This is a genomic window from Litoribacter ruber, from assembly GCF_018500185.1.
GTDB lineage: Bacteria > Bacteroidota > Bacteroidia > Cytophagales > Cyclobacteriaceae > Litoribacter > Litoribacter ruber.
This window is the reverse complement of record NZ_JAHBGI010000002.1, coordinates 127,892-139,807: the sequence shown is the minus strand read 5'-3', so window position 1 is coordinate 139,807 and position 11,916 is coordinate 127,892. Positions and strand designations below refer to the sequence as shown.

Sequence of the window (11,916 nt, the reverse complement as noted above, 5' to 3'; positions counted from 1 at the left end):
AATAAGACATGAAAATTAGGATATATTTCCATATTTGTTGTCCTAACAAAAGATGAACAAAAATCATTCATTTCAATATCTTTAAAAAGAGTGATCCTCAGCCTAAATATATCAATTTAAACCAAGGATCAAGATTACTTGCTGCTATTACTTCATTATTTTTTCAAGTATCTTATACGTGATCAAGTAGGTTGGCCTCACTCCTTCTACGCCCAAAGCTCCAGAAGCAAGCGTGCTTCCTGTTTCAAGAGGATTGTCAGAAGCATAGTAAGCATATAACACCTTGACATTCTTCCGGATACTGTGTCTGATTTGACTGGCAGCTTGAATGGCTTTTTGATAATGGGCTCCCTCCATTTCAAGTCCTGCTGCTTTCCAGCTGGATTCCATAAAATAAGTCAGCACGTCTTTGTTTTGCAGTGAGGTCCCCAAAACAGTAATCATCGGCCCTTCATACACTCCAAGGCCATACCCTTGAAAATCTTTGACGGACAATTCATTTTTCAAGGGATAATTATCTGCTGTGCCTTCAAAAACATGGCTATCAGGTATCATGATATCTCCCTTGTTGCCTTTGAGGATGCCTGCTTTACCCATAATGGATACGGAAACCACATCAAGCGAGATCTTTTCTTCTCCCGACTCATAAGGTTTCAGCAATTCATCCATACACTCATAAGCCTGCTCTCCAAAGGCATAATCCATCACTACAAACACAGGCTTTTTCTTTTTGTCGGCTGGAATCTTGATCCCTGGAATGAGGGTATCCTTCTTCATTTTGGCTGTATCAAATACCTGTACGCCAATATTTGTTCCCGACAAATCCGGAAGGTCGTAAAAACCATGTGATTTGGCGTAAGCACTGATTTCCTTAAACTTGTTTGTTTTGGACATCACCGAAATATCCATGGCGCTGGTTTCCAATTCTTCGTAGGAATCTAGACCTAAGGCTTGATGCCCATACACCAGGTTGAGAACACTGTGGAGATTGGCCGAAATGATGTGAATCGGCCTGTCTATAAGCTTTTCCTCCAACAAGAAAGATTTGATCCTGTTGGCCCAAAGTTCCCCGTATACATGGTGCCCTACTCTTTCTCGCAAGGTGGCCGAAAAAGAAATCTCTCTGTCGTTACTATTTACAGCTTCGTCAATTGAGAGTTTGCCCAAGTGGTAAATGATGGAAAAAAGGCTGTTGCTATTGGATGAATCATCAAACTTGCGGACAGCCTGTATGGTTTCCTCATATGTCCTGCCGGTAATATGGCTCAAATAAGAGCAGGCCGCTTCCCGGTCAAACTCCTCTCCTCTTTTTTCCTTCTCTACTATCTCAGCCAGCTTTTGCCAATTAAGGTTCTCCTTTCCTTTGTGGTCTGTACTATTGTTTCTTATGATTTCTGCTTCAATATAAAGGAAAGTCAAGTGGGTAAGGATATCGTAAATATCACTTTTGCCCCTGGTCATCTCTACATACATCTGGCTTTTGTCCACCCGGTAGCAATTACGCTTCCTTTTTGGCGGCACCAAGGTTGGAAAATCGCTGTTTTCATACCCCTCACGGCTGATCAGTCTTACAAATCGGCATTCCTCTATTCCTTTGGGAAGCCTTTCCATGATGTATAAAAGTCCGTCAAGTTCAATTTTTTCCTTGTCGGTAATCAAACCATAAATCTCTGGACTCAACACTAAAAGTGAACTGATCAATGACTCCCCTGATACTCCCATTGGCTTGTATGTTCCTCTGGTAAACAAATGCCGCATGGTGATATAAAGTCTCTCAATTGCAGCTCGGGATTCTTGTGCTCTAGTTCTTTTCATAGCAAATAATATAAGATTAAAATTCTACAAAGTTAAATAAAATACTTCAACCAAATTGTTAATAGTTTATTAAGAATACATAGAGAGCTTATTTACAACAACTTAAATTAACCAAATAAGCCTATAATGCGGGGCGTAACCAAAATACCAGCTTAAACGTTTAACTTTCAGTGATAAAAGTATTACTTTCACATATGAAAGGAAGTATTCCAAAATTCATCCCCTATGCCAAAGTTCAGTAATTTAATCATCACAGCAGGAATAGTGATCGTCACCGTGGCCGTTTCCTTGGGGTTTGTTTCCAACAATCCTGAAAATATCATCCTGGGAAATTGGGAAGAGGATTCTTGGACTTATGAAAAGACCAACGAACCATCCATGTTTTACTATGACCTTACCACAGTAAGAAAGCACGAAGCCGAAAACTGGGTTTTTGGAGAAAACAACACCATTACGTTTGTGAAAAACGGGGAAATCCTAGGCAAAGGCACTTGGATAATCAAAGGCCGTGGTCACATATTAAAGCTTACGCATGAAGATGGGCATATAGAAAGATATGACATTAAAGAGCTGAATGACAATGAGATGATATTAAATTTTGACATTGGCATGGAGTCACGAGGTATTGCGAAATTAACTTTTAAAAAATAATCAAACCCCAGAATGTTAAGAAACGATCAGAAAAAAAGATCAACAAAAGACAACCTTATGCTCGCTGGGTCTACCGCTACCGCAGCCGGTATGGTCAATGTGGCAAGCGTAGTCGCATTTTTCGCCTTTACCTCCAATGTGACCGGACATGTGGCAGTTCTTGCCGAAGAAATCGTAAAAGGGCATTGGCATCAGGTGTATATCGTAATGATATGGCTTCTGCTTTTCCTATTCGGAGCCTTTTTGGCAAATTATTTAATTTATTCTGTAGTGCGGAAAGGCACGTATGTGGCGCATTCCGTCCCTGTCATTTTAGAAATTGTGGTGCTACTTGGGGTAGCCTTTTATGGGCACCATTATTATTCAGAAACACTTAGGGAAACGGAATGGCTAGTGGGAGCCCTACTATTTTGTATGGGGCTTCAAAACAGTCTGGTTTCAACCATTACAGGTGGAGTAGTAAAGACCACACACGTAACAGGTCTTTTCACCGATTTGGGAGCAGAGCTTTCCCAATGGTTTCATCCCAAAACAGAAAGCACTAAGATTTTGAAAGACAGACTTACGCTAAGATTTACTATATTGTCTTTTTATCTATTCGGAGGATTAATCGGTGGTTGGTTCTTTTTAAGGTTTGATTTTATGGTGTTTTACCTGGTAGCTGCAGTCATGTTATTTGTAGCCTATTATGATATGACAATGATGGTGACCAAAAAAACCATCGAGAAGATCAAGCGGCCAGCACACGAAATCCAAGAACAGAATTAAGCTTCAATTAGCCTATGGAAATAGATATTCATTTACCCAAAAATGATAAGCTGTATCTTATCAATCCAGAAAAATCGGCTTTAGGTCAAAAAATCATCGTTTCCAGCATAAGCATGATCAGGGATCTAGGGATTGAGGAGTTTACCTTCAAAAAACTGGCCACTAAAATCAAGTCAAATGAAGCTTCCGTTTACCGTTATTTCAATAACAAGCACAATCTACTGGTCTACCTCATATCAGTCTATTGGGAAGTGCTCAATATGAAAATCGAATTTTCCACAGAGTACATCCACACCCCAAAAGATAAACTGGACAAGGTCATCGACATTTTGGTAAATACAGAGTCAGCTTCCCCGTCGATAAGAAACATGGATATCAAAAGTTTGCATGACATCATGATTTCAGAATCTGCCAAAGCTTACTTGACCAAAAATGTGGAATTTGAGGATAAAGAAGGGTATTTCAAAAGCTATGAAAGACTTGTGGATACCATCTCCAAAATCTTTATAGAGGTAAATAAGGAATATGAATTTCCTCGCGCATTGGCATGTAACCTTATAGAGACAACTTACGAGCAATTCTATTTCTCAAAGCATTTCCAAACCTTGACTGAGTTTCAAAATTCGGACAGCAAGCCAAAAGTAAAGCGCTTCCTGGAAACGCTTATGTTTTCTGTATTGACAAAAGGGACCCTAAACTAGGATCCCTTTTTTTATTTTAGCCTGTCGGCAAAAACCTTTTTAAATTTTTCAACTTTAGGCCTAATCACATATTGGCAATAAGCCTGACCGGCGTTGAGTTTGTAGTAATTTTGATGGTAATCTTCCGCCACATAGAAGTTGGAAAACGGCGTAATTTCTGTTACAATCGGTTTATCAAAAACCTTTTCTTCATTCAATTTTGACTTGAAATGTTCTGCTAATTCTCGCTGCTCATCAGTATGATAAAAGACTGCACTTCTATATTGGGGGCCCACATCGTTGCCTTGACGGTTTAAAGTAGTGGGGTCATGGGTTGACCAGAAAATCTCCAACACGTCACTGTAGGAAATCACTTTCGGATCAAAATAGAACTGAATCACTTCGGCGTGTCCGGAGGTTCCAGACGTGATGAGTTTATAGCTCGGATCGGATACATGCCCACCACTATAACCGGACCTGACATCTTCCACCCCTTTGAGGTCTTGATAAATGGCCTCAATACACCAGAAACAACCACTACCTAATGTGGCCACTTCATATCCTTCAGGGACATTTACTTCTGTTTTGGGTAATTCATTCATTGGCTTGTTGGACTTATTGGATGCCTTTTGCCCACAGGCAGCAAAGGTCATCAGGAATGCGAAGGTTAATAATGTTAATCTTTCCATTGCTTTATCACAATTGGTTACTTAGGATTTTGGAACCCATATTCTAACTGGTCCAGCGGGCATTTGGTTTTTATCAACCTCATTTCCTTTTTGGGTTACCACAATTTTCCCCTCTTGATACAGTCGCATCATCTCTTCTTGAACATCAGGCATGAATGCCCGCCAATCTTCTGGATACATCCATCTAGCAATTTCTGATGGGCAAAAGGTCTTGTCACCTCTTTGCCGGCCCATGTCCATGATTGCAGTTTCCAACACGTTGGGTATTTTACCCTCCTCGGATAAAGTTTGTGTGACATAAAGTGTAGAGTCTGAAGCTGCTTCTTCCATTTTCAAAATAGTCTCAATTGATTACCCGGATTAAAAAGAGATAAATCGTATTCCGGCATTGACCTGCCATCCAAATACTTCTTGACACCCTGCTGGAAAATTCCTCTGATTACTTCTGCAATAGGCCCCTCTCCTTTGATTCTTCTACCCCAGTCGTTATCCCTCACACTGCCGCCATGCAAACTCTGAATCTGATGCAGGACCTTCTCCTTTCTGTCGGGAAATTCCCGTTCTAACCACTCGGTAAAGACTTCCTCCAACTGACCGTTTAACCTGACCACCGTATATCCGGCGCGTAATGCCCCGGCTTGGGAAGCCAACTTGAGAATGGGCAGAATGTCGTTATTATTTATCCCAGGTATTATCGGTGCAATCATTATTCCCACTGGGATACCGTGGTCGGTAAATTTCCCAATTAGGTTAATTTTCTTTTCAGCAGTGGCCGTTCGGGGTTCCAAAACCTGCTTCAATCCAGGGTCGAGATGGTTGATGCTAAAATAGACATGTACCAATTTTAGCTTTGCCAATTCGACCAAAATATCCATATCCCTTTCAACAAGGGAATTTTTAGTGATCAAGCTCACTGGGTGCTTATAATTCAAACAAGTCTGAAGAATCTGACGTGTTAATTTGAATTTCTTCTCAGCTGGCTGATAACAATCCATATTGCCTGATAGCATGATCGGCGTGGGCTGATATCCTTTTTTCTTAAAGGTCTCTTTTAGCTTGTCGACAATATTATGCTTGACCACAATATTGGTTTCAAACCCCAATCCCGCATCAAATCCCCAATACGTATGACTATTGCGCGCATAACAGTATATACAGCCATGCTCGCAACCTTGGTATGGGTTGATGGAAAAAGAAAGTGGCAAATCCGGGCTATCGTTTTTGCTCAAAGGGTTTTTCACCGAATCGGAAAAATACTTGGTAACAGGCCTACCCTCATATTTGGGCATGTCCAGCCCTTCTACAAACTGAAAAACCTCTTTCCTTTTCAGAAACCTGTTTTCAGGCTGAATGTGGGAACCTCTACCTTTAAATTTATCCGAATCCATTCTGTACCTTTTATTCAATGAAACAAATCATCTTATATAGAAGGCAATCTGTTTGCGATTAGTTGCAAACCATAATAAATGCCGGGGGAAAGTTTTTAAGCGTCCAGCTGGCTTTTACCTTGCTGAAATGTTTTGCAAACTGGAATTTGAGCAGGTATGAGTAGCAGATTTGAATAAATGGGCCTTGGCCATTGAGCTTTTGAGAGCTTACGGAATAAATCTTTTCCCTTTCCTCTTTTGGGATTAAGCTGAAAGGTAAGGAAGAAAAAATCACATCCGGCTTGCTGCCGTTGATGTGATTATCAAAATTGGAGGCCGAATCGCAGATAATATGAATGTTGTTTTGCGGAAATTCCTTTTTCAGGGAGTCGCAAAATTTCTGACTAATCTCAAACACATAAAGATCAGCGTCCTTATCCATTTTCTCAACAATACCACGGGTAATGCTACCATCTCCACCGCCAAGTTCGACGATGGTCTTTGCTCCTTTGAGCTCGGCGTAGGAGAGCATTTTACTGACTAGGGCCTTTGAGCTAAAAGTAATGGCCCCTGTTGTCTTAATATTGGAGAATAATTCTTTATGAAGAAGGCTTTTATCCATTGACTATGAAATTTTCAGATGATTGCAATGAATAAATTTAATAAATTTTCTTTACTTAATCAGCCTTTTAACTCGCAAAGCAAGCTCATTTAGGTTAAACGGTTTAGAAATGAAATCATTGGCTCCCACGTTAAATGTATCGACAACCGTTTTTTCTTCCTCACCCAATGCGGAAAAAACAATTACCGGAACCCCTGGGAAATTCTTCTTTACATAATAGGTGATTTCCATGCCCGATTTATAAGGCATCATCAAATCAGTAATTACCAAATCCGGTTTAAGTGTGTGAAGCTTTTCAATACCATCCTTTCCATCCTTGCTGATGTAAACTTGGTATCCTTCCTTTTTAAGCTTATTCTCGGTAATCTTCAATGTCAAGGGATCATCCTCAACAATCAGTATTCGCTTCATATTTTAAAAATTTACTTGTAACAAAAATAGACAAAAATTTGAAAATAAAAATCAAAATGCATTTTTATTAATGCAAGATTCAATTTATATAAAACAAAAAGTCTTTAATTTCAATTGAAATGAAAGACTTTTCACAGAATAAAATGTATATCAGTAATTCTTTCAGTAAACAGCTGAATCTGCAAGAATCCTGGTGATGTTATAATATAACATTCTTCGGTCATCGGTCTTCGGTCTTCCGTCCAGCCAATCCAAGAATATATGCCTATCTGCCTTTCCTGCTAGCCTGACTGCCTTGCTAATAATCAGACATTTAAAATTTATAATGTACCATTAAGAACACCTCATATTCATTTTGCTGAAGCCCCGGCATCAGTTCCTGATAGTTGAAAGTAAACTGTGTTCCGGTAATTATCCGGTCATTCCATAACCTGAAATACCCTATCCCAGTCCTATAGCTATCCATGGCAACTCTGGACTCAAACTGGTTTAAAGTAGCCCTTTCATCAGGGGATGTACCATAGCCTACAATAAAATTCAGGTAGTCAAATCTACTGTCAAAATAATACCTAGAAGTTAGCTGGAAAGCGGGGAAGAATTGTGTCCCTTCATTTTGGATAAATGTTCTGCCATTAAGCCAGAAAGACCCAAAATATTTTCCAACGCCTACGATGCCAGACCTGAAGTTTCTGCCTGCCATTTCCACATACCTGGCACCAACTTCTGTTTCCCAGCCATTTCTGAAATTGTGATAATAGGAATACGCCGCGCGAACAGACGGAAACACAATGCTATTGCTATACGCTCCAGAGATATGGCTGTAGCCATTTTTTCCCATGAACACATAAGACTCCAATTCAAACTGGTAACCTGTAGTAATGCTTTCACCTGCAGACATTCTATCGGCATAATTCACTCTTCCAATCAAGCTACCCCAGTCCCTTTCGCGAACATATTGAGCACCCACCAGATGCCAAGGGCCAACATTTTCACGGTCAAATGTAGTTATACTATAATTGACTCCTACCCGGTCTGTCTTGTTCTTTGTCTCCAGAAAATAAAGTCGCTGACGAAAGTCCGGGTCATTTGGGAATTTCTCCAAAGAGCTGGCAAGAAATGCTTTTTCTTCCTTCTCCCTTTCCTGAAGCTGTAATGAGGCAATTTTCTTCCTGTAGAAGATTTTTTCACCAGGATGGATATCTATCGCCTTTTCTGCTACCCCTCCTGCTTGATCATAATTCCCAGACCTAAGTTCCGTATCAATTAGAAACTGAAAAGCCTCTATGTATGCTTCATTTTTTTCAACTACGTGGCTCAAATAATATCTGGCGCTGTCATAATTGTCTTTCATCAAGTAGGATCTACCCAAGAGTAAATGGAAATCCAGATAATCCGGCGCCACGGCTATCGCTTTATGTGACTGCTTAATCACCAAATCATAGGAGCCTTTTTGAAAATCCTCAAGGGATTTGTATAAAAGACTGTCTGTATTCAATTTCTGGGTCTGAGCTTCAGCCCCAAGCGTGCCCAAAAAGGCAATCAAAACGAATAATACTCTTTTCATAAATGAATTAGGCTGCAGTAGCCACTTTTTCAACTTTCACAAATCCCTGTCTTTCCATGTCGCCCCACTTCTGCTCTTTAGCCCTAAAGAAATGATAATATCCTTTTAGAGTGGCAAAAATATTGATTGGGTGATAGACAAATGGCTCGATAAAGGCCATGGCGATTAAGATTGCCACCTCCCGAACATTTGCATAGTGGTTGTACAGGATTTCATCCCAAAGGATTGAAAACAAAGTTACAGTCAAATAAAAGAAATAGACAAATGTCGACAACAATAACAGGTGCTCATAATCAGTATTGAATATTAAGAAGCTCACCAAAAGGGTTATTATACCAATGGCCTCCAATATGGGCACAAGAAATTCAAACAACAGAAAGTGCGGGAAAATCAAAAATCCCATCCTTCCGAATTTCTTGTTGAAGAAAACATCCTTATGTAAATAAAGCGTTTGGATTAGCCCCCTGCCCCATCTTGACCTTTGACGTACCAAAACCTTGATCGTTGCAGGTACTTCTGTGAAACAAAGGGATTCAGGAATATATTGGATGATAAAGTCCTCCTTGATGCTATACATGTGCTTTCGCATACGGGTGATGAGCTCCATATCCTCTCCAAGCGACTTGTGCCAATAACCACCAGCCTTAATGGCTATCTCCTTGTCGAAAAGGCCTAATCCACCTGACACGAGTAGCAAGCTGTTGATCTTGCTCCAAGCCATTCTTCCCAAAAGGAATGCTCTGATATATTCCAACTCCTGAAATCTGGCTAGCCAGTTTTTGGGATAGTGGATTTTGTCCAAAAATCCTTCCCTCACCTCACAGGAATTGCTGGCACGGATGGCAGCCCCAGTGGCGATAACACGCCTTCTGTTCTCCATGAAAGGCTTGGCCAGTTTGACGATGGTATCCTTTCTAAGGATGCAATCCACGTCAGTACACAAGAAAAGTGGGTATTGAGCCGAATTGATCCCCGCATTTGAGGCATCTGCCTTGCTCTTCCCGTTTTCTTTATCAACCACCAAAAGTTTGCTATAAACTGGGTTGGTTGATTTATAATGCCCTTTTACAGGCTGGGTGTGGATCTTACTTTCATAAAAGAAATCAACCTTTACCAGCTCAAATTCCTTAATCAGCTTATCTAGGGTATCATCCGTACTCCCATCATTGATGATGATTACCTCAAATTTAGGGTAATTAAGCGAAAGGAGTGACTGCACGTTGAATACAATATTGGCCCCCTCGTTATAGGCAGGCGCCACTACCGACACACCTAACACGTGGTTTGATTTGATAAGGATATCGTCTTTGATGTTGTGCTTTCTGTTACTGTAAATTTTAATGGCGACAAAAGACAACACAGATAGGGCGAAATAAAAGACTATATAGCTAAGAGCGTAAAAGCCTATAAAGACCTCATACCCCCTTAGAAAATCTGAAAATAGATGCTGTATCATTTGATGTAGGGATTTTCAACATGCAATTTAATTAAACCTAGCTCGGACTTGTCATCAAAATTCTGCTCATAGACTTCACTTCCCAGCTCTTTCAGTGTGATCATCGTTTCTATTTTCACTTCTCTGCTATGGTTCTGTTCCAGCAGTTTTTCCAGGAAAAAGTTAGTCAAATAAGACCCTATAGTTCTTAAAGTCCTTAATATTTCAATTTGATTGTCTTCAGTCTCCGATACGAATTTTTCAAGTAACTTCTCCTCTGCTGTCACTAGAAATAGCTTTCCACAGGCCCCTATAGCCTCTTTTCTGATTTTTGAAGAGTGGTGATCAAGAAGTTCAATCACTGTAGGCCCTGCTTCCGCATGGTTAAAATAAGTAACCATCTTCAAGGTCAGGGAAACCAAAGACTCATTATCGGATTTTAACCAAAGTATGATGTTTTTCGGCACCTTTATCTTACTCTTTTTGATGGTATCCAAAATCTTCAATTCATCGATTTTGTCGATTTGGCCATTATAATTGTTGAAAATCGCCAAGGGATCTTTTTCATCCAAACTGATATAGGCTATGATTGCCACGTTTCGGAGGAAGTCATTGGAACTATCGGTGTATGGCTTGATCAAAGGCAATCCCTCAGCATATCCAAGTTCCTGAAAATGGAAGATCCCCTTTGTTTTCACATACCAGCTGGAATCATTTATCAGCCGCTCCGTATAGCTCAACAACTCCAGTTTCAAGTAAATAGTGATAAACATATCCGCCATCTCCCCTTTGAAGTTTTTCTTTAAGTCTACGATGTTTTTGATCAATAGCTCCTTGCACCAATTGCGGTCAAATGGGATCTTGGTTTTAAATTTTTGTAGCTTCTTGTCCAAGAGTTCGTCAGTCAAGTCATCCTCAAGCAGCAAACTGGATAAGAAATCATCTATTTTTCTCTGGTAAACCTTCTTGCGGGCCTTCGCCATTTCCACGGACCTGCGGTGCGAAATCAGCACCATGATCAAGGAAATAGTGGTTCCGAAAAATATAATTATAAAGTATAAAGCAATGCTATAGATTTTTCTTTCTGCCTCAAAATACAAAAGCTTTTTGAGAAAGGATTTTTCTGTATCTGCTGATAACTTATTATCCAGCGCCTGAATTATGCTCTCGTCTGAACTTTCAGCTACTTGTACTTCCGGAATTTCAGTTTGCACAAAATTCCCTTTGATATAATCATTAACTGCAACCAAATCAGCCCTATCCCCACTCAGATAAAATGAAACCCAAGAATCCGGAAATCCAATTTTGGTCAAGCTATCCCTTGCCTCCAAGGCTTCATGATAATCCACAAATTCGCCAAATAGCAGTAAATGCTTGCCTTCATATTCCTCTGAAGAAAATCCAAGTACAGAAACGGGTCTCCTGTGACTTCCCACTTGCACTTTATACCTTAATTCAGGCAAATAACCCGCGCTCTCAATCCACTCTAGGCCTTCTTTTAAGGCCAATTTGGATTGGGCAAGGTGAGATTGCACCGCCGAATCTATCTCTTTATAGGTCGCTTTTTCTTCATTGAGGTAAAAGCTAACCCAGGCATCAGGAAAATAATCTGAAAGGGAATCCCTTTTCTCAGAGGCCTCTGGCAATGACTCAAATTCACCGAAAGTCCACAGATAACCCTCCTCGTTTTCCTCCAGCTCAAAAACATCATGGAATCTGGGTGCAGAAAAACTTCCCACCTGGACTTTGTAGGTCAAGCCTTTAAGGGACTCCCCCATTTCTAGAAAGTCTAAGGTATTTTCTGGATCGGAATCTTGGCCTTGGGAATAAGACACCTTAGGGATCGCACACACTAAAACGCTAAAAGCGAAAGACACAATTTCAACCTTATATGCCATATAAGTTGATTGAAGA

General features: G+C 40.2%; 12 protein-coding genes. 3 read left to right on the top strand and 9 right to left on the bottom strand.

What is annotated here, in order from left to right:
- Positions 1–147: 147 nt before the first annotated feature.
- Entirely contained in the window at positions 148–1,815 is a 1,668-nt protein-coding gene (locus KIH41_RS02930) for a DUF6909 family protein (RefSeq protein ID WP_214161455.1), read from the bottom strand.
- A gap of 225 nt (positions 1,816–2,040) precedes the next feature.
- Here KIH41_RS02930 and KIH41_RS02925 point away from each other — a divergent pair, with 225 nt between their 5' ends.
- The 3 genes from KIH41_RS02925 to KIH41_RS02915 are packed head-to-tail and all read left to right on the top strand — an operon-like array spanning position 2,041 to position 3,935.
- On the top strand, positions 2,041–2,466 hold the full coding sequence (locus KIH41_RS02925; protein WP_213945464.1) for a lipocalin family protein: 426 nt from the start codon (positions 2,041–2,043) through the stop codon (positions 2,464–2,466).
- 12 nt (positions 2,467–2,478) lie between these two features.
- On the top strand, positions 2,479–3,234 hold the full coding sequence (locus KIH41_RS02920) for a YoaK family protein (RefSeq protein ID WP_213945465.1): 756 nt from the start codon (positions 2,479–2,481) through the stop codon (positions 3,232–3,234).
- Between the two features lie 14 nt (positions 3,235–3,248).
- Entirely contained in the window at positions 3,249–3,935 is a 687-nt protein-coding gene (locus KIH41_RS02915) for a TetR/AcrR family transcriptional regulator (protein WP_214161454.1), read from the top strand.
- Between the two features lie 11 nt (positions 3,936–3,946).
- On the opposite strand, the gene msrA is transcribed toward KIH41_RS02915, so the two are convergent.
- From msrA to KIH41_RS02875, 8 genes are all read right to left on the bottom strand, one after another.
- Positions 3,947–4,603, bottom strand: coding sequence for a peptide-methionine (S)-S-oxide reductase MsrA (gene msrA, locus KIH41_RS02910; protein WP_317194910.1), 657 nt, complete (start codon positions 4,601–4,603; stop codon positions 3,947–3,949).
- A 21-nt stretch (positions 4,604–4,624) separates the two neighbouring features.
- Entirely contained in the window at positions 4,625–4,933 is a 309-nt protein-coding gene (locus tag KIH41_RS02905) for a DUF3253 domain-containing protein (RefSeq protein ID WP_213945517.1), read from the bottom strand.
- Between the two features lie 2 nt (positions 4,934–4,935).
- A complete protein-coding gene (locus KIH41_RS02900) occupies positions 4,936–5,991 on the bottom strand; it encodes a PA0069 family radical SAM protein (protein ID WP_214161453.1) in 1,056 nt (351 codons plus the stop codon).
- A gap of 58 nt (positions 5,992–6,049) precedes the next feature.
- Complete coding sequence (locus tag KIH41_RS02895; RefSeq protein WP_213945468.1) at positions 6,050–6,592, bottom strand: class I SAM-dependent methyltransferase; 543 nt, start codon at positions 6,590–6,592, stop codon at positions 6,050–6,052.
- 51 nt (positions 6,593–6,643) lie between these two features.
- Positions 6,644–7,003, bottom strand: coding sequence for a response regulator transcription factor (locus tag KIH41_RS02890; protein ID WP_213945469.1), 360 nt, complete (start codon positions 7,001–7,003; stop codon positions 6,644–6,646).
- Between the two features lie 313 nt (positions 7,004–7,316).
- Positions 7,317–8,567: a YaiO family outer membrane beta-barrel protein gene (locus tag KIH41_RS02885; protein ID WP_214161452.1), complete on the bottom strand. Its 1,251-nt coding sequence runs from the start codon at positions 8,565–8,567 to the stop codon at positions 7,317–7,319.
- A 7-nt stretch (positions 8,568–8,574) separates the two neighbouring features.
- Entirely contained in the window at positions 8,575–10,023 is a 1,449-nt protein-coding gene (locus tag KIH41_RS02880; protein WP_213945471.1) for a glycosyltransferase family 2 protein, read from the bottom strand.
- Positions 10,020–11,900 (bottom strand): HEAT repeat domain-containing protein, encoded by a 1,881-nt coding sequence (locus KIH41_RS02875; RefSeq protein ID WP_214161451.1) that lies wholly within the window; start codon positions 11,898–11,900, stop codon positions 10,020–10,022. Before KIH41_RS02875 ends, KIH41_RS02880 begins: the two co-directional genes overlap by 4 nt.
- Between the last annotated feature and the right edge of the window lie 16 nt (positions 11,901–11,916).